The organism is Segatella copri (assembly GCF_026015625.1).
Taxonomy (GTDB): domain Bacteria; phylum Bacteroidota; class Bacteroidia; order Bacteroidales; family Bacteroidaceae; genus Prevotella; species Prevotella copri_H.
This window is the reverse complement of sequence record NZ_JAPDVG010000001.1, coordinates 1,668,134-1,690,668: the sequence shown is the minus strand read 5'-3', so window position 1 is coordinate 1,690,668 and position 22,535 is coordinate 1,668,134. Positions and strand designations below refer to the sequence as shown.

The window sequence follows — 22,535 nt, the reverse complement described above, 5'->3', positions numbered from 1 at the left end:
TCCCTACGGTCGTTCGGGAAGTGAAGAGACAATAGTCATCTAGCGTAAAACGTAGGACATTTGTCCCTTAACTTCCCTCTAACTTCCCTAACTTCACTTAACTTCCCCACATGCGAAAGTTCAGTTAAAGAGAAACTGCTCTTTAGAATCTGTAAGATACCTGGAACATGCCGTTGGTACCCCAGGTGTAATACTTCTTAGGATTCTTAGAGAACTGGTAGAGGCGTGGATTCTTCACGTTGCCGTTAGCATCCAGTGTATAGCTTGAACGTGAGTTCTGCTCATATCCGCCTGTTACGATGGTCTGGTTGTTCAGCAGGTTGGTAATCATGAGGTTGAAGTTGAGAGAACCCTTCTTCAGTCTCACGCTCTTGCCTATGCTCAGGTCAACCATCCATCCTCCGTGACCCTTCTCCTGGGCTACAGCATCCTCAGTCCAGCTCATACCGTCGAGAGTAGTAGGAGCAAAGAGTTCAGGGAATGCCTTGTAGGCAGCCTGGCGGTTGGTCAGCACCTTCTCATATCTGTAGCTTGGAGAATAAGAGAGGTAGATGCGGTCGTAGTAGTTGGCATTGAGGTTGACGAACCATCCGTTTACGTGGGCATCGAGACCGATGCTTCCCACTGTGAGCGGTGTGCCACTCTCGCGCATATTCATCACGTAAGCCTTGTCCTGGTAAACCTCAGCACTCTTTGAGAGCATGTATACGGCGTTTACATTGTTGATGTTCTTCGCCTCGCTCATAGCGCCCAGAGTCTTCAGGTCGAGCCATGAAGTGAGCTTGAACTTAGCGCCCACCTCTACACCATAGTATTCCTTCTTCAGTCCGGTCATGCTCACGTAGGTGAATGAGTTCTCATCATCGTTGTAGAAGTTCTGCCATTCCGTAACGTTCTCCAGTCGGCTGTAGTAACCGCTCACGTTGGCACTCAGCCATGCGTTGCGATACAGGTAGCTGAATTCAGAGCTGAAGATGCGCTCGTTCTTGAGGTTAGTCACGAAGTCGTTGCTGATTTCAGGCGAGATGAAGGCTGTGCTTGCCATCGGCGCACGCAGCTCGTATCCGGCTCCGATGCTGAAGGCATGACCTCTGCCCATATCCACGTTCAGGCTTCCCTTTACGCCACCGTCCAGGAAGTTGGCTGTGCCGCTCTTGCCCTGGCTGTTGTTCGGTGCCATACCGTTGCGCATGTAGCCGCGGCGGTTCATTCCGGTATATCCGATACGTCCGCTCAGCATCGCCTTCATGTTGTAGAATTCGGCTGTATAGGTGCTCCATGCGTTTGCCTTGTTCACGTCGATGCGATAGTCGTAACCGAACTTGTCGCCCTCGTAAACCAGCTTGCCTGTGTTGTTAGGACCGGCTGTGTTCAGGTCGTACTGCACACGTGGGTCGGTCTTAGGATAATCGCCCAGGGCATAGGTGTTGATGTTGTGGAAGATGGCACCGCCCAGCATGTCTTCCAGTGTCTGATAGTGCTGGTTGGTACTCTTTCCGAGCATGATACCCGTAGCCAGGTTCGATTTCTTGGTCAGCTTGGTGTTCAGAACGGATGACAGGGTCAGGGTCAGGTTGTCGTTGTGCTTAGCCTGAACATAGTAGAGCAGATCCTGTCCGTTCTTGGCTGCCTGCTGGTTGGCATAGTACAGGCGGTCCCAGTTAATCTGTCGGTTCTGCTTGCTTGCCTGCCAGTAGTTTACGGCGTTGTTCCAGTTTTCCCAGGTATACATGTTGTTGCCGTTCTTGTAGTCGCCCCATACATAGTAGTTGGCAGATGGCATGTTCTTCCAGTAGTCTGGCTGTGGATTCTCTGCGTTGTTGTAGTTGAGCTTGGTGCTCTTGTACATAGAGTATTTTCCGAACACCGATGTGGTGAGCTTCATCTGGTCGTTGATTTCCCAGTCCCATGTAGCGATAGCCGAAGGGGCAAAGTCGTTCACTACGCGTGAGTTTCTCTTGTGTCCGTTCTGGTATCCCCAGTATGGGTTATACTGGTAGTCGTTTGCCAGCCAGTAAGCCTCGTCGGTAGATGCGCCCTGGGTGCTTCTTTCTGTCGGGTTACCCCATGTAGAGAAGCTCAGCGAGTGGCCGTTCATCCACTTCTTCTGCACGCCGAAGAAATAGGAAAGGGCGTTGTAGATGGTTCCCTCTACGTATCCCCGGTTAGCCCAGCGGTAGGTGAGACCGGCTGTAATGGCCCATCCCTTCTCGTTGAATCCGCTGGAGTAGGAATAGAGTCCGCGCAGGGTATAGTTGCGGTTGGCAACACCTACGCTGGCATACTGTCCTTCCTGCATGCTTCCGGCACGGAAATCATAGTTGTTGGAGCCTGCCATGCCCGTCATCGAATAGCCGTTGGCTTCGAAAGGCAGGGCGAAGTCTACGTTTCTGGAGAATCGGTTCAAACCGCCGATGTTGGAGAAACGGAACTGTCCGGTCTCCATATCGTTCATGGAAGCACCGTTGATATAGACATCGTTGTACTTCTGGTTGAAGGCACGGTAGCGGAAACGTGCTGGCGAGAACCGGTAACCTGCCTGGCTCGCGTATACGTTGCTGGTAGAATTGAGGATGGTGACATTGGATGACATGTCATCGTCCTCGCCCAACTGTGCCTCGGAGAAGGTGAAAGCATTCTCGTCGAGTCCCTGTGCTATGTTCTGGTCAGTCTTTTCGTTCTGAGCCATAGCCAATGAACACGAGAAGAGCGCTAACATTGCTAAGTTTACTTTCTTCTGCATAGTTTATATGTTTTAAATATTAATAGATCGGCAACAGTGATTTCTTTGAGCAGTGATGATATATTTATAGTCCCGTTGGATTTTGTTTAGGTAAACTGTAAGGGGGACTTATCATGGTTTCTGGTCTTGTGTCTTCTGTCCCGATCAAAAATAATTATAAGTGCTGCAAAGTAACAAAAAATTTTTTTAAAAGAGAAGTTATTTATGTTAAAAATGCATGAAAACTGAAAAAATATTCGTTTTTATGGAGATATTTCCGGTTTTTTAGGTATCTTTGCTGCGTATTTCCTTATGAATTTAAGAAATACATATATAATAAGGTATACATTAATAATTAATATTGTATGAGAAAACAATTGCTCTTGCTGGCTGCCCTCCTCATGATAGGGCTGGGCGCTACAGCACAGAAAAAGAAGTCGCAGACTTCAGGCAACAGGCAGTTTCAAGTGTATGCTGTAGGTTTCTACAATCAGGAGAACCTCTTCGATACCTGCCATGATGCCGGTAAGAATGATTATGAGTATCTCCCTGCTAAGGGATGGAATGGTATGAAATATACCAATAAACTCAAGAATATGTCGCGTGCACTTGCCGATATGGGTACCGATGTGCTGCCTAACGTGGGCTGCGCCTTCATCGGTCTGTCTGAGGTTGAGAATGCCAACGTGCTGAAAGATCTCACCGCGCAGCCGCCTCTCAAGGCAAGAAACATGCAGTTCTGCCATATCGAGGGTCCCGATAAGCGAGGCATCGATTGTGCGCTGCTCTATAATCCGGCACTCTTCACGGTGAAGAATACCCGATTGGTGCCTTACGTACAGGAACTTGCCAAGGATTCAGCCTACAAGACCCGTGGTTTCCTCACCGTACGTGGTGAGCTGGCGGGCGAGGATGTGGCGGTTATCGTATGCCACTGGCCAAGCCGTTTCTCCGGTTCGTTCTATCGCGAGAGCGGAGCACGCCAGACTAAGGTGGTAAAAGACAGTCTGCTCCGTCTGAACCCGGCGATGAAAGTGTTCGTGATGGGTGATATGAACGATGATCCTACCAACGCCAGCATGCACAAGGTGCTGAAGGCGAAGGCTGAAATCAGCGAGGTGGGTGCCGATGATATGTACAATCCATGGTACAACATCCTGGCTAAGGAAGGCAAGGGAACCCTGTTCTACAGCGGTTCATGGAATCTCTTCGACCAGATTGTCATCACGCCTAATCTCCTGAACAGGGATAGTAAGAACAAGGACTACAGTTCTCTGAAGTTCTGGAAGAACCACATCTTCCGCCGCGATTACCTCATCCAGCAGGAGGGTCAGTACAAGGGTGCTCCTTTGCGTACCAAGGCGGGTGGCAGATGGCTCAACGGCTACAGCGATCACCTGCCGGTAGTGATGTACCTGGTGAAGGAAAAGCTTTGATTTAGTTGATAGTTAAGAGTTTATAGTTAACAGTTGAATGGTTGAGAATCATCCTTTTGAGCCGTGGCTGCCGGGCAATGCCAAGTTGCTGATGCTCGGCACGTTTCCGCCTGCAGAGAAGCGGTGGTGCATGCCCTGGTATTATCCCAACTTCCAGAATGATATGTGGAGGATATTCGGGATTATCTACTTCCAGGATAAGCTCCATTTCGTGGATGTAGAGAAGAAGACCTACCGTCTCGATGCTATTAAGGAATTTCTCGGAGAGAAGGGCGTCGCCATCTATGATACCGCACAGCAGGTGATACGCACCAAGAATACGGCATCCGACAAGGATCTGCAGATCGTGCAGCCCGCCGATCTCGACGGCATGCTCCGCCAGCTGCCCCATTGCAGGGCGGTGCTCACAGCCGGCCAGCTTGCCACGAAGGTATTTTCAGAACACTTTGGCATCAAGGAAAAGCCTGAGATGGGAGGCTATGCAGAATTCCAGTTCGAGGGCCGCAGGCTCCGTCTGTACCGCATGCCCTCTAGTTCCCGTGCCTATCCTATGGCAGTGGAGAAGAAGGCTGAATTTTACCGCAAGATGTTTGATGAAATCTTATAGAAAAGAAGAAAGAATATGAAAGATAAAGTGACCGTTATTGGCATTGCGGGAGGTACAGGCTCCGGCAAGACCACTGTGGTGAAGAAACTCGTAGAAGTGCTGCCGCCTCATTATGTGGCTGTGGTGCCCCTCGATTCATATTATAACGATACCTCGCAGATGACCGAGGAAGAACGTCATCAGATCAACTTCGACCACCCGTCGGCATTCGATTGGAAGCTTTTGCACCAGCAGCTCGCTGATCTGCGTGCTGGCAAGGCGATAGAGCAACCCACCTATAGTTATATCAAATGCAACCGTGAACCGGAAACGGTTCACGTTGACCCCAAGCCGGTTGTGATCATCGAAGGCATCATGACGCTGGTGGACAAGAAGTTGAGAGACCTGATGGACCTGAAGGTGTTCGTGGATACCGATGCTGATGAGCGCCTGATACGCAACATTCAGCGTGATACCATCGACAGGGGTCGCACCGTATCGATGGTGGTAGACCGATACCTCAAGGTCCTGAAGCCGATGCACGAGCAGTTTATCGAACCCACCAAGCGCTATGCTGACATCATCATTCCTCAGGGTGGCGAAAACCTCAAGGGCATCGGTATCCTCTGCAAGTATGTAGAGGGACTGATAGAGAAATAAAAATATTTTTGCTCAAGCATTGCATTTCTATTGCAAAATAAAGATTTTTAGGAATAGAATAGGGCGGGCTTCTTCGCAAGAAGAGGTCCGTCCGAGTGTTTTATGGGGCCGTTATTTCTTAGCACTAAAAAACGTGCACACCATAAAGAATGGCATGCACGTTCCGATTACATATCTAATAAAAAATTATTCCTCTTCCTCCTTCTCAAAAGCCTCTACGAAAGGCTGGTGGAAACCCTGGAAGATGCGGAGATACTCGGCTCGCACCTCATCACTCTCCTCAAAAAGATTCAACTCGCCACGCTTGTGAGCCTTCAGCATACTGCTGTAACGGCGAATCTTACGCTTGTAGTTCCTTGCCATCAACGCATCTGCCTGAACAGGATTCTGACTGACATACGAAAAGGCACAAAGCTGCTTCATGAACATGTCGAACACCGGATTGTCATGACTCCAATCGTCCTCACTCAGCCAGAACCACTGGAAATGATACTTCTGCTCCAGTGCCATCAGATGCTGCCCCAGCTCGTCAATCTCCATGCCCTTCTGCATCTGCTCCTCAGCAAACGCTACCAGAGAGGCTGCATCCACATTCAACTCAACCTCGTGAGACAGCGTGGTGCCCTCAATCTGAATGCGCCAACGGTGATTCCTGTTCTTGATGAGCGCAGAATTCGTGTTCATCAGCAACTCAGAAAGCTTGCCCTCGGTAGGAATCTGATCTACTACCGAAAGACGGTCGCGCTGGTTGCGAACCACCAGCTGATGGTCCTCATGGCGCAATACACACATGTAAACCAGCCTGTTGCTGTCGAGCTGAAGGGTGAAACGGTCGTTGTTGTCATCGCCCACAAATTCGTAGGTGTAGTCATCTACCTTATCCTGCGGAATGCTCAGCTCGCCATGCACCTTGTTGCCCTCGGCATCGTAGAGCGAGAAACCGATATAAGGAATCTGAAGACGGAGGACAACCGGATTGCCGCCGTCCTCAGGAATCAGGGTAACAGCCAGTCCGTCATCGCCGAAATCATCCTTGCGGCATACGAATCCGTCATCCGTCTTCTCAGCCTTCTCCACCTTCACCTCGCCGTGGCGCCACCAGAAATCGAAGGTGATGGTCTGGTCGTCCTCAGCGGCTACACGGATGAAATCCTCGATGTCCTGACCCAGGTAAATCACCTTGGCAGGCTCAATCTCCTCATCGTCATCGCCCAGCGCTCGCACCCACATCTCGCCCGGAACAGGATCATCTTCCCATTCGGCATCAGTAGGGGCTGCAGTAGATTTGAAAACGAGGAAAACCATTCTTTCTTCTTCCCTCGTGCCATCTTCGCGGCACGTGAAGCACTTCGCCTCCTTAGGGATGAAGAATGGGGTTAACAGGTACGGGTTTTTGCATAATGCGGTATACTCTACCTCGGTCCATGCCGGGAGAGCGTGTGTATTTGTCTTGTCTGTCATATTCTCTTGTTGCATATAATTCTTGAGTTGGTCCTATTTCTTTTCATCATCCGGCGTGTGTGGCAGGACGAGGGGGATGTTGATCCCAAAAAACGGTTGCAAAGGTAATGCAAAATCGAGACACTACAAAATATATCACCTATTTTTTTAATTATTTTACGATTCAATATTTGGTGCTTCCAAAAAATAGTTGTAGTTTTGCATCTGAAATAATGAATAGAAAGATGAAAGTCAAGACAATACTCATACTGGCGCTAGCCGCCACAACCCTCGCAGCATGTCACAGGGGAAAGAAACCACCACGTATGGACAATTCGAAACTCGCCATCAGCCTCTCGAAACCGGCAAAGGGCGACAGGGCTATCTACGGACTTGCCTGCCTGGGCTGCTCGGATACCGCGCTGGTGCTGCTGCCCAACGGAGGTGGCGACCCCGTAAGATACAACATTCTGGATGCCACTCGCAACCATCAGGTGTTTGGAGATATAGAGGTGGGCGACTGGGTTTGCGTGATGCCATGCGAGGAGAAGGATGAGAAGAACCGTGCCGACATGGTGATAGACCTGGACCAGCTGAAGGCCACCTGGACCTATCCGGTGATGCCGAAGCTGCGCGATGTATCGCATCTGAGCAAGCGCCAGCAGGCGAGAATCCTTGCCAATATGCCCGACAGCATCGTAGAAACCTATATGGTGCCGCGCCAGTATGGCTTCACCCTGAAGCGAATGAGCGAGGCGATGGCCGTGGGCAGGGTGATGATAAATAAAGATGTGGACGACGACAGCCCCGTAGAATATCCTGATGTGCCTCAGTATACGGAATGGCATGCCTATAACGGCAAACTGATTCTGGTGCAGGGCCACCGCGAGCTGGATGGCGTGGTGATCAACGAAAAGACGAAGCGCGATACCTTCACCTTTGTATATATGAAGGGCGACAGTCTGGCCCTCTCTGATCGTGAGGGCCGCATCCAGGGTTTCCACCGCTCGCTCAATGCGATGAAGGCCAACGCCAAGGCCCATGCTGCAGCCGAGAAGCTGAACAGTAAGATGAAGAAGGAAATATTGAAGTAAATTACATAATAAATATAAAAAAAGAGGCGAATAGGACGATTTCTCGATTTTTTTGTCTAATTTTGCACCTTGGAATTTAATTCATACATCGAATATAAAGAAAAAGAACAAGAATAATGAAGAAGAAAATTCAGTTCAGTCTCGTTTATCGAGACATGTGGCAGAGCTCTGGTAAGTTCCAGCCACGCAAGGATCAGTTGGCTAAAATTGCCCCAGTTATCATTGAAATGGGATGCTTTAGCCGTGTAGAGACTAACGGCGGTGCCTTCGAACAGGTTAACCTCCTGGCAGGTGAAAACCCTAACGATGCCGTACGCGCATTCTGCAAACCTTTCAACGAGGTGGGTATCAAGACTCACATGCTCGACCGCGGATTGAACGCTCTTCGTATGTATCCTGTGCCTGACGACGTGCGCGCCCTTATGTATAAGGTAAAGGCTAAGCAGGGTACCAACATCACACGTATCTTCGACGGACTGAACGATGTGCGCAACATCATTCCTTCTATCAAGTGGGCAAAGGAGGGTGGCATGACTCCACAGTGTGCACTCTGTATCACCAACTCTCCTGTTCATACTCTCGAATATTATATGAACATCGCCGACCAGCTCATCGCTGCCGGTGCAGAGGAAATCTGCTTGAAGGATATGGCAGGTATCGGCCAGCCAGCATTCCTCGGCAAACTCACCAAGATGATTAAGGACAAGTATCCTGAGATCATCATCCAGTATCACGGCCACTCAGGTCCTGGTCTCTCTATGGCTTCTATCCTCGAGGTCTGCAACAATGGTGCCGACATCATCGATACAGCCATCGAGCCATTGTCATGGGGTAAGGTTCACCCAGACGTAATCTCAGTTATCAGCATGCTGAAGAACGAGGGCTTCGAGGTACCTGAAATCAACATGAGCGCTTATATGAAGGCTCGTGCTATGACTCAGGAGTTCATCGACGAGTGGCTCGGCTACTTCATCAACCCAGGTAACAAGATCATGTCTTCATTGTTGCTCGGTTGCGGTCTCCCTGGCGGTATGATGGGTTCTATGATGGCAGACCTCGGCGGTATGCGTCAGACCATCAACAACATCCGCAAGAAGAAAGGTGAGGAAGAGTTGTCTATGGACGACCTGCTCATCAAGCTCTTCGACGAGGTTGAGTATGTATGGCCACGCGTAGGTTATCCTCCATTGGTAACCCCATTCAGCCAGTATGTAAAGAACATCTCACTGATGAACCTCCTCACCATGGAGCAGGGCAAGGGTCGCTTCGTAATGATGGACGACTCTATGTGGGGTATGATTCTCGGCAAGAGCGGTAAGATTCCTGGAACTATCGACCCAGAACTCGTAGAGCTCGCCAAGAAGCAGGGCCGCGAGTTTACCGACGTAGATGCGCACACATTGCTCACCAACGCCCTCGACGACTTCAAGAAGGAGATGGACGAGAACGGTTGGGATTACGGTCAGGACGACGAGGAACTCTTCGAGCTCGCTATGCACCCAGAGCAGTATCGCAACTACAAGAGCGGACAGGCAAAGAAGAACTTCCTGGCCGACCTTCAGAAGGCAAAGGATGCCAAGCTCGGTACAACCCTTACTCCTGCACAGCTTGCAGAGTTCAAGCACGCCAAGGCAGATGCCATCGTGGCACCAGTAGCCGGCCAGCTCTTCTGGGAATTCCAGGGCGAGGGCGAGTGCCAGCCAGCTGTAGAGCCATACATCGGCAAGGAATATAAAGAAGGTGATGCCTTCTGCTATATCCAGGCTCCTTGGGGCGAGTTTGAAACCATCCCAGCTGCATTGGGCGGCAAGCTCGTAGAAATCAATGCCAAGCAGGGCAGCAAGGTGCGCAAGGGCGATGTTATCGCTTACATCGAGCGCGATGCGGAGTAAATATAATAGAAATGAATTATCAAGCTATTATTGATAAGTATTATCCTGAGGATAATGAACTTCGGCATATCCTCATCACACATAGCCAATCTGTAGCGCGAAAAGCGCTACAGATTGTTTCGTATCATCCCGAATTGCAACTCGATGCCCAGTTTATCGAAGAAGCAGCTATGCTCCACGACCTCGGCATCTTCATGACCGATGCCCCAGGCATACAGTGTTTCGGCTCGCAGCCCTACATCTGCCATGGACGACTGGGAGCAGAAATCCTGCGCAAGGAAGGATATGAGCGACATGCCCGCGTATGTGAGCGCCATACCGGTGCAGGCATTACAGAGGCACAGATCATAGCACAGAACCTGCCCCTGCCACATCAGGATTTCCTGCCGGAAACCATGGAGGAGAAGGTGATTTGCTACGCTGATAAATTCTTCAGCAAAACTCACCTCGACCGGGAAAAAACAATTGAGAAAGCAGAAAAAAGTCTCATGAAGTTCGGAGAGGAAGGAGTAAAACGCTTCCAGCAATGGGAACGCATGTTTGAATAGAATTCTAATTTATTGAATGAGAAAACAATCGACGATAGCTATGCTGCTGCTCGCTGCCATCTCGTGTATGATGGTGGCTAACCCAGGTACGCCCGATTCGAAAAAGAAAAAGAAGAAAACGGAGAAGACGGAAACCGTGGACAGCGTGGGTGACAGTGTGTTCGTAGACTCGCTGGGCAACGAAATAAAGTCCAAGCTGAAACAGGCTGACGACACCACGCAGATGGACTCGCTGCAGAAAGCTATATGGAAACATAATAAAGTGGTGGATGACAGTATCCGCCTCGACAGTATCGCCAGAAAGAAACAGGGTGGAGTAGACGCACCGGTTAACTATCAGGCGGACGACTCTCTCGTATACGATGCCAAGAACAAGGTGGCATATCTCTACGGAAACTCCAACGTGAAGTATACCAACATGGACCTCAGTTCCGACCGCATCTCCATGGATATGGACAAGAGCAACGTGAAGGCGATGGGTACACCCGACAGTACGGCAGAGGGAGGCATCAAGGGCAAACCTGTCTTCAAGATGGGTAGCGATACCTACGATACCGACACCATCAAATTCAACTTCAAGAGCAAGAAGGCCCTTATTAATAATGTATATACAGAACAGGAAGACGGATTCCTGACCGGTATGAAGTCGAAACGCGACTCATCGGGTGTCATCTATCTGCAGCACGGCAGGTATACCACCTGCGATGATCCGCATCCCGACTTCTACATCTCGCTCTCCCGAGCCAAGGTAAGACCGGGCAAGGATGTGGTATTCGGACCAGCCTATCTCGTGGTGTGCGATGTGCCTATGCCGCTTGCCATCCCTTACGGCTTCTTCCCGTTCACCAAGAGCTACAGCAGCGGTTTCATCATGCCAACCTACGGCGATGAAACGGCACGAGGATTCTATCTCAGAGATGGCGGATATTATTTCGCCATGAACGATAAATGGGACCTGAAGCTGCTGGGCGAGATTTATACCAAGGGATCGTGGGGACTCTCGGCAGCCAGCAACTACCGAAAGAGATACAAATACTCGGGTTCCTTCTTCTTCAGTTACCAGGATACGAAGAACGGTGACAAGGGAATGCCAGACTTTACCGAGCAGGAGAGCTTCAAACTACAATGGAGCCACCGCCAGGACAGCAAGGCAAACCCATACAGTTCGCTTTCGGCAAGTGTGAACTTCGCCACATCGAGCTACGAACGCAACAACCTCAATTCGCTCTACAATCCGCAGACGATGACGCAGAGTACGCGAACCTCATCTGTTAACTGGAGCACCTCGTTCTCAAGCATCGGTATGACGCTCAGTTCCACCGCCAACCTCTCGCAGAACATGCGCAATTCATCTATCGCCATGACGCTGCCCGACCTCAACATCAGCATCTCCCGCTTCTATCCGTTCAGAAGAAAGAAGATGGTGGGCGATGAGAAATGGTACGAGAAGATAGCCATGAGCTATACGGGACACATCTCTAACAGCATCAATACCAAAGAGGATAAGCTGATGCACAGTTCACTCATCAAGGACTGGCGCAACGGATGGCAGCATCAGATACCGGTGAGCGCTACATTCACGCTCTTCAAATATCTCAACGTGAACCCATCGTTCAATTTCACCGACCGTATGTATACCAACAAGGTGGAGAGATCATGGGATGAAGCCAGCCAAACGGAGAAATGTGATACCATCTATGGTTTCAACAACGTGTATAACTGGAACATGAGCGTAGGTCTCTCTACCAAACTCTATGGCTTCTACATACCAAGCCGCAAGCTCTTCGGAGATAAGATACAGGCTGTGCGCCACGTGTTTACGCCTACGGTGAGCTTCAGTTATGCCCCAGACTTCGGAGCTTCACGCTACGGCTACTGGGACACCTACCAGAAGACCGATGCCGACGGAAACGTATCGCTGGTGAGCTACTCGAAGTATGCCAATGCCCTCTACGGTGCGCCGGGCAAGGGTAAGAGCGGTAATATCTCGTTTACCCTGGGCAACAACATCGAGATGAAGGTGAAGAGCGATAAGGACTCTACCGGATACAAGAAACTCAGTATCATCGATGCGTTCGACATCAAGATGAGTTACAATACCGCAGCCAAGGTTCGCCCTTGGAGCGATATGAACATCAACCTCAGACTGAAGTGGTGGAAGAACTATACCTTCAACATGAACGCCGTGTTTGCCACCTATGCCTACGAGCTGGACGACCAGAACAATGTTTATGTGGGTACCCATACGGAGTGGGGCAAGGGCAGGTTCGGACGATTCCAGGGTATGTCGCAGAACTTCTCGTTCACACTGAACCCGGAGAAGCTGAAGAAACTCTTTGGCGGGGGCGATGATGAGGACGACAAGAAGAACAGCCAGCGCAATGATGATGACGATGAAGGTCTGGATACCGACATCGAAAGCAACGTAGACGACAGCATGGAGAAGGGTAAGACGGCAGCCAAGAAGGGCGGCAAGGCTGAAACGGATTCAGATGGTTATATGGCGTTTAAGATGCCATGGTCGCTGACCTTCGGTTATGGTGTAACGATGCGCGAGGATACGCGAAGAGAGAAGTTCAATGAGAAGACGATGCGCTATGCATACAAGTTTACCCAGACTCTGAACATGAGTGGTAACGTAAGAATCAGTGATGGCTGGAACATCAGTTTCTCATCCGGTTATGATTTTGACAACCACAAGATCAGTATGACCACCGCCAGTCTGGCTCGTGATCTTCACTGTTTTAACATGAGCTGTTCTGTGGTTCTCGCTCCATATACGAGCTACAACTTCACCTTCCGTTGTAACGCAGCCACCCTGACAGATGCGCTGAAATACGACAAGCGCAGCGGTTATTCGAACGCTGTACAATGGTACTAGATGAAAGTTTATAGTTAATAGAGCTTTTCAGCTTATAGTTAATAAAAAAACAGGCAAAATCATTTTGCCTGTTTTTTTGTTTTATCTATATTACTTTTTTACCCTTTTACTTTTTTACCTTTAAAAGCCTTTTTTTCGCCTCCGGGTGCTCAGGATAAAGGGTGAGGGCCTTGCGGTAATTCATGATGGCAGCCTCTTTCATGCCCTCTTTTTCGCACTCCTTCCCCATAATCACATACTCCGTGGCAAGGCGCTTGAGGAACTTCTGCTGCTTCTCCTTCTCTTCATCCTTCTTTCTTATTTCTTCACGCAACCGCTCGTTCTCTGCCTGAAGCTCGTTCACCCTGTTCAGCTTTTTGCGGATGAAACGCTTGGCAAGCGGCTGCTCGATGTCATAACGGCTGTGGATGGCAAGGAAGAAGTTGTCGAGAGTCGACTGCATATCGCCCCTGTCAAAGGCCTTGACGGCATCATGATACTGCTTGTCGGCCTTACTCTGGGTAAGCGCAGTGTTGATGGTGCTCTGGTCGTTGTAATGACGGGCAAACTGCTTGACATCATTGCGCACGAAAACATCACTCTGACGCAACGGCTCCTGAAGACTGATGCCCTCGAGACTGGTGCAGCGGGACAAGGCAACATACGTCTGTCCGCCCGCAAAGACACCACCCGTGAAATCAATCTTCACCTGGTTGAAGGTGAGCCCCTGGCTCTTATGAACCGTTATCGCCCAAGCCAGACGGATGGGGTACTGCTCGTATCTGCCAATCTCTTCCTCCTCAATCTTTTTCTCAACCTCATTGAAATGGTATCTCATGTTGCTCCATGCCGCAGGCTCCACCATCACATCCTTGCCTTCCTCGGTGCGCACATAAATCTTGGCATCCTCATCCTCATCAAAACCGATGATGGTGCCCAGCGTGCCATTCACCCACTGATGCTCGATATCATTCTTGATGAAGATAACCTGAGCCCCCGTCTTGAGGTAAAGTTCGATAGGGGTAGGGAGACTGCTCTCCGGAAACTCGCCCTGTATGTGGCCACGGAAGAGGCAAGGCTCTCCCGGAAGACGCTGGAGCTGGCTGTCGTTGATGTAATCTACCGTATCGCGGCGTGTAGAGAGGGTGATGGCAAGTTTGGAATCACCTTCATCGAGCTGGGCTCCCACACGCTGGTTGAGGCGCTGTAGATCCTGCATGGGCACCTGAGACGTGCGGATATGGTCGAGGATGCTGATGAAAACGGGATCGCTCTGACGGTATACCTTCTTGAGTTCGATGCTCACGAGTTTGAAGTATTCGAACACCTTGGCATCGAAGAAGAAACTGCTGCGGTAGAAGGGACTGAGCAGACGACGGTCGTCTTCCCTCACCACAGGCTCCAGCTGGAAGATATCGCCCACCAGAAGCAGCTGCTTGCCCCCGAAAGGCTCTCGCATGTTGCGGCAATATACCCGCAATATCTTGTCCAGGAAATCGATGATATCGGCACGAACCATACTGATCTCATCGATGATGATGAGCTCTACCTCGCGTATAATCTTTATCTTCTCTGAATTATACTTCAGGGTGTTGCGGATGTTGCGGACGGAATACATGCTGTCGTTGGGCAGCAGCGGGTGGAAAGGAAGCTTGAAAAAGCTGTGGAGCGTGCTTCCTCCGGCGTTGATGGCCGCAATGCCTGTTGGGGCAAGAATGATATGTTTCTTCTTGGTATTGGCGGCTATATAACGTAAAAAAGTAGATTTACCCGTCCCCGCCTTTCCGGTAAGAAAAAGCGAACGACGGGTAAACTGTATGATTTGGAGTGCATTCTGCAACTCCGGGTTGTCGAGATCAATCATTGTATTTAATTTATAGTTTATAATTTATAGTTTATAGCATAAGCCACATTAAATCGCCTTCTTGCTAAACGGTGTAGCCGCTATAAACTATAAATTATTAACTAAATTTAAAGATCATCGAAGTTGACAGGCTGCTCCGTTGGCTTGGCCTTCTTCTTCTCTTTCTTTTCTTCTGTGGTGGCTGTACCGTTGGCAGATTCGCTTTCAGCCTTCTTGGCAGGAACCTCGCGGATGATAGGGTTGCCTTCGTCATCGAGAACGATCTCTTCCTGGAAGGCGGTACTGTCTACCTTGGTGGTATCTACCTTTGGCTTTGGTGCATAGCTTGCACAGATGTACATATCGCGGGTGATATCGCTGTCCTGTGGCTTGTCAAACTTGCCGTGATACTGCTGGAAGGCTGGGTCGCCAAAGACACTCTGGAGGAAGTAACCGCACACAGGAAGAGCGGTTCTGGATCCCTGACCCAAGGCTCCGGTGCGGAAGTGGAGACAGCGGTATTCGCCTCCTACCCAGGCACCAACTACGAGCTTAGGGCTCACACACATGAACCAGGCATCGGAGTGGTTATTGGTGGTACCTGTCTTGCCACCGAACTCGGTATCACGGTAGTTGCCTACATAGCCCCAGAGACTCTGGGATGTACCTCCCGGCTCCTTCATACCGCCCTGTAAGAGCTGCTGCATGAGGAAGGCACTCTTGTAAGGTATCACCTGCTCGGAATCGGTAGGGCCCTCGTAAACCACTTTACCGTCGTGGTCTACAATCTTGGTAACCAATACCGGGTCGTGGTGCTTGCCATTGTTAGCAATGGTGCTGTAGGCGCATGCCATCTCCAGAAGGTTGACATCGCTGGAACCGAGGGCGAGAGAAGGGGTGTCATCCAGCGGACTGTTGATACCCATCTTCTTAGCTGTCTCGATGATGCGCTTGATGCCCATCTCCTGTCCTAATCTTACAGCCACAGAGTTGATACTCTTGGCAAAGGCACTCTTCAATGGGATGCTGTCGCCCGAGAACGAACCATTGGCATTGGATGGACGCCAGGTGGTCATCTCGTGCTTCTTCTTATCGTATACCTCCATAGAGATATATTCGTCGCGACGCTTGTCACAAGGGGTTAAACCCTGATTCATTGCCTCGGTATAAACAAAGAGCTTGAAGGTAGAACCAGGCTGGCGCTCGGCTGTAACCTTGTCATACTTCCAGTGGTCGAAGTCGATATCGCCCACCCATGCCTTTACTGCTCCGGTCTGTGGCTCCATGGCTACAAAGGCGCAGTGCATGAAGGTGGTCATATACTTGATGGAGTCTTCTGATGTCATGTTCATCGTGATGCTGCCCTTGTCATAATCGAATACCTTAACCGGGTGAATCCACTCCTTATAGTAATAGTTTACTGAGTCGGGATTGTTAGGGAAGCGGGCTATCAATGCCTTGTAGAATGGCTGGCGCTCGGCGATGCCCTGGATGAAGTTTGGTATCACGTTGTGGTTCTCATCCTGCCAAGGATCCTGACCCATCCAGTTGCCTTTGCCTGCCTGGGTACGGCGGATGCTCCAGTGGTTGTTGAAGTTCTGCTGTACCTGTTTCATCTGCTTGCGGGCTGCATCTTCTGCATACTTCTGCATGCGGGTATCGATGGTGGTATAAATCTTCAAACCGCTGGTATAGAGGTCGTAACCTTCGTCTTTACACCAGTCTTTCAGGTAGTTGGCTACTGCCTCACGGAAGTATTTAGCCTGTCCGTCGTAGTTTTCTTCTACCTTGAAATCGAGCTTGATAGGCTCATCTTTCAGTTCATTGTATCTGTCTTTTGAGAGATCGCCATGTGTCACCATATTATATAATACGGTGTTGCGGCGTGCAAGACTGTTCTCCGGGTTGGTGCGTGGGTTGTAGTAGGTGGTAGCCTTGAGCATGCCCACGAGCACGGCAGCCTGACCGGTGGTCAACTCCTTAGGGGTGGTGTTGAAGTAGGTCTTCGCAGCGGTTTTGATACCATAGGAATTGCTACCGAAATCTACCGTATTGGCATACATGGTGATGATTTCCTTCTTGCTGAACACCGTTTCGAGTTTAACCGCGATGATCCACTCCTTGCTCTTGATGATGAGCAGGCGGAGTACAGGAATCTTGCCCAGCAAACCGGTAGAATATTGCGAACGTACACGGAACATGTTCTTCGCCAGCTGCTGTGTGATGGTAGAAGCACCGCGCCCGTTATGATGGAGGAGTGCATCCTTGGCAGCAGCAAACACGCCGATAGGGTCGATACCGATATGCTTGTAGAATCGTTCATCCTCGGTATCTACCAGTGCCTTGAAGAAATCAGGTGTTACCTCATCATATTCTACCGGAGTACGGTTTTCGTTGAAATACTTGCCGATGAGCTTTCCATCAGCCGAATAGATTTCAGAGGCCTCTGAGGTCTGTGGGTCCAGGATGCCTGAGAAATAGCCAGGTGACTTGCCGAAGAGCCATAAGAAGTTGATATCTACTGCGCCCAGATACAAGATGAAGGCGACTATACAACTTGCCAAGGCAACGAGGGTCTTGGTATACCACGCCCTGCCCTGATACAATCCTTTGTACCAGGTACAGAATGCGCGAAACTTTTGCCATAACCAGGCAAAGAGAGACTTAATTTTATTCATATATGATGATATAATGATTTCGTTGTTTTACTCTTCGTTCTTCACTTCCTCTACATCCACATAAATCTCCTTTGAATCCTGTTTCTGCTGCTGCTGGTTTTTCAGCCAGATTCTCTTGTTATTGGAGATTTTAAAGGCGTTGAGAAGCTCTACTACTCCATAGATGAGCATACCCCAACCGATGATGAAAAGAGGAGCAGAGGCGATGGCTGAAGGCTTGATGATGGCGAGCAGCCCCAGCAGAAGAAGGGCTGAAGGGAAGAGCCAGAAGAGAATGCCTACGCGTCCCATCTTAGCTGCTGAAGCCAGATTGACAAACTGGGTCAGAGCACCCAGAATCAGGATGAATGCCAGGATGAACATCAGCCAGGCGATAAACACCTGAGGCATCAGGGCAAGCAGCAATCCCAGAATAAGACTGCCTACGCTCACAAGCGGGAATTTAGGCATCATGCCCATGATAGGCTTACCATTGGAATCGGACAGAATCTGACCCTGCATCTTCTCTGCATTGCGCTTGGCTGCCCAATAACTGGCAAGGGAGATGACACCTGAAAGGAAAAACAAGACACCGATGGCGACGGTTATCCAGGTGACGGTCTGCTCACGATATTGGATGAGCAGGACTCCTACGATGATGGCGCATACTGCGCGGAATATTGAACTGTGTATTACCTTCATACTAAAACTGATTTTGTTATTTCGGGGCAAAGTTACGAAAGAAATCCGAAACTAGCAAGAAGTTTTTTATATAAACTTAAATTATTGCTATATTTAACGCTAATTATTGCTATATTTAACGCAAATTATTTGTTGGTCTCGATAGAAAGCCGTAATTTTGTAAGCAAAATCAGAATCATGATGTCTTGGAAAGAGACTTAGTGAAAGTAAAAACTATGTCTGGAGTATAGACTTAGGAAAAGTAAAAACTCATTTTTGATATAGACGGAAAAAGTAAAGACAATGACAAAATTATATTTGGTGCGCCATGGTGAAACGGTGGATAACAAGGCGCAAATTATGCAGGGACAAACACCGGGAAAACTCAATATGAAAGGTATTGAGCAGGCTGAGGAAGTGGCCAGGAAAATGGCGGGTACACCTATCGGTGTTTTCGTATCGAGCGATCTCTATCGCAGTATACAGACCTGTGAAATTATCGCCGGCTCGCATCCCGTTGTCACCACTCCCTTGCTCAGAGAGCGCGATTGGGGCGATTTTACGGGCAAATTCATCCCTGACCTGCCGAAGGACCCAAAGGATTGGCCGGACAACATAGAGACGCTGGAAAAGATGAAATCAAGAGCCCAGAATTTCCTTACCTGGCTCAAGGTTACTTATCCTGACCAGACCGTTCTTGCTGTGGGGCATGGCATCATCAACAAGGCTATCCAGAGTGTTTATTATAAACGTCCGATGAACCAGATTGAGAAAATGGCGAATGCTGAGGTCAGAGTCCTTATTCTTTAAGTGAAGAGTGAAGAATTCAATTGCTTCGCTAATCATAAAGTTCAAAGTATCAAAAGTTCAAAGTATAATTCAAAGTATCAAAGAATATGAATAAAATTGCTCTTATTACAGGCGCAACAAGCGGTATTGGCGAAGGTTGTGCACGTCGTTTTGCCCGTGGCGGCTATAACCTGATTCTTACAGGTAGAAACACGGGAAAGTTGGAAATCCTGAAGAAAGAACTCGAGGCTGAGGGCGTTGAGGTGCTTGCCTTGGCTTTCGATGTGCGTAACCGTGAAGCTGCCAAGAAAGCGGTGGATTACATCCCTGAGGAGTGGCGCAATGTGGATGTGCTTATCAATAATGCGGGACTCGCACGTGGACTGGAACCTGAATATGAGGGCGATTTTGAGGATTGGGACCAGATGATTGATACCAATATTAAGGGACTCTTAACCATGACTCGCCTGATAGTACCTGGTATGGTGGAGCGTAATCATGGTCATGTAATCAATATAGGTAGTGTGGCGGGTGATGCTGCTTATGCGGGAGGTAATGTATATTGTGCTACCAAAGCGGCTGTAAAGGCTATTACAGACGGCTTGCGCATTGATGTGGCACATACGAAAGTGCGTGTTACCAATGTGAAACCGGGTTTGGTTGAAACCAACTTCTCTAACATCCGTTTCCATGGTGACCAGAACCGCGCAGACAACGTTTACCGCGGCATAGAGCCTCTTAACGGCGATGACGTGGCAGATGTTGCCTTCTATGCTGCAAGTGCCCCAGAACACGTGCAAATAGCTGAGGTGCTGGTTCTTGCTACACATCAGGCTAACGGAACCGTGATACACAGAAGCTAGTTAATAGTTTACAGTTAATAGTTTATAGTTTATAGAGGCTGCGCCGTTGAGCAAGATTGTCAAAGCGGTTTATGCTATAAACTATTAATTATTAACTATTAATGATGTGGCAAAGCTGATTGATATCTGATTCGAATGTATCTCGATTAATCGCTTTTGCTCGCATTCCAGACTTGTAGTTATAGATGGTCTGGGTGGAGTAATGCAGCAGGGTGGCAATCTCCTGGCTGTCGGTTACACCCAGTCGCATCAGGGCAAAGATGCGAATCTCAGTAGTCAGGTCGTGCGTAGTAGGAACTTCCATTTGACATTCTGGCAGCAGGAGCTTGTTCAACTCAGTAACGAAACCCGGATACAATTCCATGAATGCCTTATCGAACCGGTTGTAGAACATCTGTGATTCCTCTTCTTCCAATTTATTGGTGTTGAGACTCTTCAGCAAATCGGCGGTCTGGTTTGCCTTGATCTTACGGCTTACCAGTTTGCGGTAATCTGATAACTTGCTGATATAAGCCGCACTGATGTCCATAAAGAGGCGCATGTAGGTCTCTCGCTTGATATTGGTCTCTATCAGCTGCTGGTTCAGTTCGGTGAGCTGTGCATTCATCTCTTTCTGCTTCTCGTTCTGTTCTTCAATCTCAGCCTTGTTTTTCTTCAGCCTGTTCTTCTGTCGGTTATTGACGAATGAGAGGATGAGAATGATGACCAGCGCCATGCTTACACCAATGAGCCCCCAAAGAAAGCGGAGGGCACTGAAAAAGGTGCCTGTTTTTGGAAAAACAAATAAAAAAGCAGCCAGTTACTGTACTTCTGAGCAGTTTTCAGACGGACAGATTTTAAGTCTATTCTGCCTGACACAATGGCTTAGATACCTTTATAACGACTTACAGAGGGTTATATGAGGGCATATTCATGAGGATATCCTCTCTCTTATGCTTTATGCATTAATTTGAGGATTCTTTTGACATTTGCAGCGAAAATAGTCAATGCGCCCTGCATTTCCATGCACGACAAACCATATGACAGTGCTCTATCATATCCAAGGGTATTCTTAAGTTCCGAGTTCTTGGCCTCTATCTTGTATCGTTTCCTCTGAAGTTGAGCAAACTCAGGTGTCTTCTGATATTCAAGTAATTCTTTCTGAGCTTCAGTCTTTATTGTTACGTTAAAGCACTTAGATTTTGCTCCAGGTCTATAGCAGCCATTACGCAGAGGACAGACTTTACATTTGTCGATATCGAAGAAATAACGGAATCTATCGTTCTTATGAGCTTTATCATTTGTACGGAATTCCCTAGCCTTCCTTACAGCCATATGTCCTGCAGGACAAACATACATATCTGCATCTTTGTTATATTCAAAATTGAGCGTATTTTGGCGATTTCCTTTTTCTACTAAAGGATTCAATGGAGCTGCCAATTTTATATCTTTGGATTTTGTGAGTTCTATGTTTGATTTACTAGAATATGCAGTATCTGCAACAATAGCATCAATCTCCATTCCTGCAGATTCAGTCTTTTCTATGAGTGCTGGCAACTGCTGTCCATCGCACTTTTCGCCAGAAGTGACGGTAGCTGCGGTGATAATTCTTTCATCACTCATAGCCATATGCGTCTTATAACCAAAGAATGAAGAATTTGCTGTCTTATGCCCAATGCGAGCATCTTCATCTTTAGAGGTTATACTGCGTATCTCTGCATCCTCAATGGTTTCTTTCAGCATATTGAGACGCTCCTTGACTGCAGGCATATTGGCAGTTGCAGCGTCAGCTTCTACTGTAGCAACAATCGCCTTGGCAGCTTTCATGATAGAAGAATACTTCTTCTCTTCAGGAAGCTCTGGCAATACCATACTATCATCTATAGAATTTATGACTTTGATTACGGTCTTGCAATAGTACTCCAAACTCTTTGCTGCACTAATAGGGTTAGAACGAGAATATGTATGGGTAGCATCAACAATGACGGTTTTAGACTTTAGGACACCTACTTCTATAGCAATAGAAACTGTCTTTTTGATGAGCAGATCCAACAACTCCATATCCTTCAGGCGAAGTCGGCGGAATTTGGTCAAGGAACTAGGATTTATCAACTTAGTCTCCTCAGGAGTTAATCCTAAGAAGTACTTAAATGACATATCATAGCGAGCACGTTCAACAACATCAACATCAGATATGTTATAAATCACCTTCAACAGGAGATACTTGAACATACGGATAGGACTCTCTGCCGTACGCCCATTGTCATGACAATACTTATCCTGCAATTCCTGGTATACGAAACTAAAGTCCACCAGGTCATTAATCTGGCGGAGCAGGTTGTCTTTTGGTATAATCAAGTCATACAAACTTGAATAATCACTGAATGATATGGTCTGTTGTTGCTCTAGCATAATCCTTGTATTTTCCTACAAAGATACAAAAAATATTGCACATATGCAACTTTTAGGGAGGCTATTTTAAAAG

At 48.5% G+C, this 22,535-nt stretch carries 16 protein-coding genes; 9 read left to right on the top strand and 7 right to left on the bottom strand.

Annotation, left to right across the window (positions count from 1 at the left end; all coding sequences use genetic code 11):
- Positions 1 to 142: 142 nt before the first annotated feature.
- A complete protein-coding gene (locus ONT19_RS07525; protein ID WP_264952820.1) occupies positions 143 to 2,743 on the bottom strand; it encodes a TonB-dependent receptor in 2,601 nt (866 codons plus the stop codon).
- A gap of 344 nt (positions 2,744 to 3,087) precedes the next feature.
- On the opposite strand from ONT19_RS07525, the gene ONT19_RS07520 reads away from it, so the two are divergent.
- Genes ONT19_RS07520 through udk form a run of 3 tightly spaced genes read left to right on the top strand, consistent with a single transcriptional unit; the run spans position 3,088 to position 5,404 of the window.
- The gene (locus ONT19_RS07520; protein WP_118189779.1) at positions 3,088 to 4,158 is read left to right on the top strand and encodes an endonuclease/exonuclease/phosphatase family protein; all 1,071 of its coding nucleotides are present in this window, start codon (positions 3,088 to 3,090) and stop codon (positions 4,156 to 4,158) included.
- 37 nt (positions 4,159 to 4,195) lie between these two features.
- The gene (locus tag ONT19_RS07515; RefSeq protein WP_118064619.1) at positions 4,196 to 4,765 is read left to right on the top strand and encodes a uracil-DNA glycosylase family protein; all 570 of its coding nucleotides are present in this window, start codon (positions 4,196 to 4,198) and stop codon (positions 4,763 to 4,765) included.
- A gap of 15 nt (positions 4,766 to 4,780) precedes the next feature.
- Positions 4,781 to 5,404: a uridine kinase gene (gene udk, locus ONT19_RS07510; protein ID WP_117691549.1), complete on the top strand. Its 624-nt coding sequence runs from the start codon at positions 4,781 to 4,783 to the stop codon at positions 5,402 to 5,404.
- Positions 5,405 to 5,590: 186 nt separating this feature from the next.
- Here udk and ONT19_RS07505 read toward each other — a convergent pair whose 3' ends face one another.
- Positions 5,591 to 6,865 (bottom strand): hypothetical protein, encoded by a 1,275-nt coding sequence (locus ONT19_RS07505; RefSeq protein WP_117691547.1) that lies wholly within the window; start codon positions 6,863 to 6,865, stop codon positions 5,591 to 5,593.
- A gap of 224 nt (positions 6,866 to 7,089) precedes the next feature.
- Between ONT19_RS07505 and ONT19_RS07500 the strand changes: the two genes are divergently transcribed.
- The 4 genes from ONT19_RS07500 to ONT19_RS07485 all read left to right on the top strand — a co-directional run bounded on the left by ONT19_RS07500 (position 7,090) and on the right by ONT19_RS07485 (position 13,259).
- Positions 7,090 to 7,938 carry a hypothetical protein gene (locus ONT19_RS07500; protein ID WP_233338368.1) on the top strand — a complete coding sequence of 283 codons (849 nt, stop codon included), beginning with the start codon at positions 7,090 to 7,092 and terminating at the stop codon, positions 7,936 to 7,938.
- Between the two features lie 116 nt (positions 7,939 to 8,054).
- Complete coding sequence (locus ONT19_RS07495) at positions 8,055 to 9,830, top strand: biotin/lipoyl-binding protein (protein WP_118153152.1); 1,776 nt, start codon at positions 8,055 to 8,057, stop codon at positions 9,828 to 9,830.
- Between the two features lie 11 nt (positions 9,831 to 9,841).
- Positions 9,842 to 10,378, top strand: a complete 537-nt coding sequence (locus ONT19_RS07490) for an HDIG domain-containing metalloprotein (RefSeq protein ID WP_006847274.1) — start codon at positions 9,842 to 9,844, stop codon at positions 10,376 to 10,378.
- 16 nt (positions 10,379 to 10,394) lie between these two features.
- Positions 10,395 to 13,259: a putative LPS assembly protein LptD gene (locus ONT19_RS07485; protein ID WP_118189778.1), complete on the top strand. Its 2,865-nt coding sequence runs from the start codon at positions 10,395 to 10,397 to the stop codon at positions 13,257 to 13,259.
- 106 nt (positions 13,260 to 13,365) lie between these two features.
- Here the strand turns inward: ONT19_RS07485 and ONT19_RS07480 are convergent, their stop codons facing one another.
- From ONT19_RS07480 to ONT19_RS07470, 3 genes are all read right to left on the bottom strand, one after another.
- Positions 13,366 to 15,102, bottom strand: a complete 1,737-nt coding sequence (locus ONT19_RS07480) for an AAA family ATPase (protein ID WP_118189777.1) — start codon at positions 15,100 to 15,102, stop codon at positions 13,366 to 13,368.
- A 107-nt stretch (positions 15,103 to 15,209) separates the two neighbouring features.
- Positions 15,210 to 17,759 (bottom strand): transglycosylase domain-containing protein, encoded by a 2,550-nt coding sequence (locus ONT19_RS07475; RefSeq protein WP_118189776.1) that lies wholly within the window; start codon positions 17,757 to 17,759, stop codon positions 15,210 to 15,212.
- Positions 17,760 to 17,786: 27 nt separating this feature from the next.
- Positions 17,787 to 18,440, bottom strand: a complete 654-nt coding sequence (locus ONT19_RS07470; RefSeq protein WP_118189775.1) for a DUF308 domain-containing protein — start codon at positions 18,438 to 18,440, stop codon at positions 17,787 to 17,789.
- A gap of 282 nt (positions 18,441 to 18,722) precedes the next feature.
- Between ONT19_RS07470 and ONT19_RS07465 the strand changes: the two genes are divergently transcribed.
- Entirely contained in the window at positions 18,723 to 19,229 is a 507-nt protein-coding gene (locus ONT19_RS07465; protein WP_153080801.1) for a histidine phosphatase family protein, read from the top strand.
- An 86-nt stretch (positions 19,230 to 19,315) separates the two neighbouring features.
- Positions 19,316 to 20,071, top strand: a complete 756-nt coding sequence (locus ONT19_RS07460; protein ID WP_117587184.1) for an SDR family oxidoreductase — start codon at positions 19,316 to 19,318, stop codon at positions 20,069 to 20,071.
- Between the two features lie 91 nt (positions 20,072 to 20,162).
- Here ONT19_RS07460 and ONT19_RS07455 read toward each other — a convergent pair whose 3' ends face one another.
- Together ONT19_RS07455 and ONT19_RS07450 are read right to left on the bottom strand one after the other, a co-directional pair.
- On the bottom strand, positions 20,163 to 20,870 hold the full coding sequence (locus ONT19_RS07455; RefSeq protein WP_264953093.1) for a DUF6377 domain-containing protein: 708 nt from the start codon (positions 20,868 to 20,870) through the stop codon (positions 20,163 to 20,165).
- A 131-nt stretch (positions 20,871 to 21,001) separates the two neighbouring features.
- Complete coding sequence (locus ONT19_RS07450; RefSeq protein ID WP_117729106.1) at positions 21,002 to 22,462, bottom strand: IS1182 family transposase; 1,461 nt, start codon at positions 22,460 to 22,462, stop codon at positions 21,002 to 21,004.
- Positions 22,463 to 22,535 lie beyond the last annotated feature (73 nt).

Excerpts from the sequence above, each read along its gene's own strand:
- ONT19_RS07525 (WP_264952820.1), bottom strand. The coding sequence starts at position 2,743 with ATGCAGAAGAAAGTAAACTTAGCAATGTTAGCGCTCTTCTCGTGTTCA.
- ONT19_RS07520 (WP_118189779.1), top strand. The coding sequence starts at position 3,088 with ATGAGAAAACAATTGCTCTTGCTGGCTGCCCTCCTCATGATAGGGCTG.
- ONT19_RS07515 (WP_118064619.1), top strand. The coding sequence starts at position 4,196 with ATGGTTGAGAATCATCCTTTTGAGCCGTGGCTGCCGGGCAATGCCAAG.
- udk (WP_117691549.1), top strand. The coding sequence starts at position 4,781 with ATGAAAGATAAAGTGACCGTTATTGGCATTGCGGGAGGTACAGGCTCC.
- ONT19_RS07505 (WP_117691547.1), bottom strand. The coding sequence starts at position 6,865 with ATGACAGACAAGACAAATACACACGCTCTCCCGGCATGGACCGAGGTA.
- ONT19_RS07500 (WP_233338368.1), top strand. The coding sequence starts at position 7,090 with ATGAAAGTCAAGACAATACTCATACTGGCGCTAGCCGCCACAACCCTC.
- ONT19_RS07495 (WP_118153152.1), top strand. The coding sequence starts at position 8,055 with ATGAAGAAGAAAATTCAGTTCAGTCTCGTTTATCGAGACATGTGGCAG.
- ONT19_RS07490 (WP_006847274.1), top strand. The coding sequence starts at position 9,842 with ATGAATTATCAAGCTATTATTGATAAGTATTATCCTGAGGATAATGAA.
- ONT19_RS07485 (WP_118189778.1), top strand. The coding sequence starts at position 10,395 with ATGAGAAAACAATCGACGATAGCTATGCTGCTGCTCGCTGCCATCTCG.
- ONT19_RS07480 (WP_118189777.1), bottom strand. The coding sequence starts at position 15,102 with ATGATTGATCTCGACAACCCGGAGTTGCAGAATGCACTCCAAATCATA.
- ONT19_RS07475 (WP_118189776.1), bottom strand. The coding sequence starts at position 17,759 with ATGAATAAAATTAAGTCTCTCTTTGCCTGGTTATGGCAAAAGTTTCGC.
- ONT19_RS07470 (WP_118189775.1), bottom strand. The coding sequence starts at position 18,440 with ATGAAGGTAATACACAGTTCAATATTCCGCGCAGTATGCGCCATCATC.
- ONT19_RS07465 (WP_153080801.1), top strand. The coding sequence starts at position 18,723 with ATGACAAAATTATATTTGGTGCGCCATGGTGAAACGGTGGATAACAAG.
- ONT19_RS07460 (WP_117587184.1), top strand. The coding sequence starts at position 19,316 with ATGAATAAAATTGCTCTTATTACAGGCGCAACAAGCGGTATTGGCGAA.
- ONT19_RS07450 (WP_117729106.1), bottom strand. The coding sequence starts at position 22,462 with ATGCTAGAGCAACAACAGACCATATCATTCAGTGATTATTCAAGTTTG.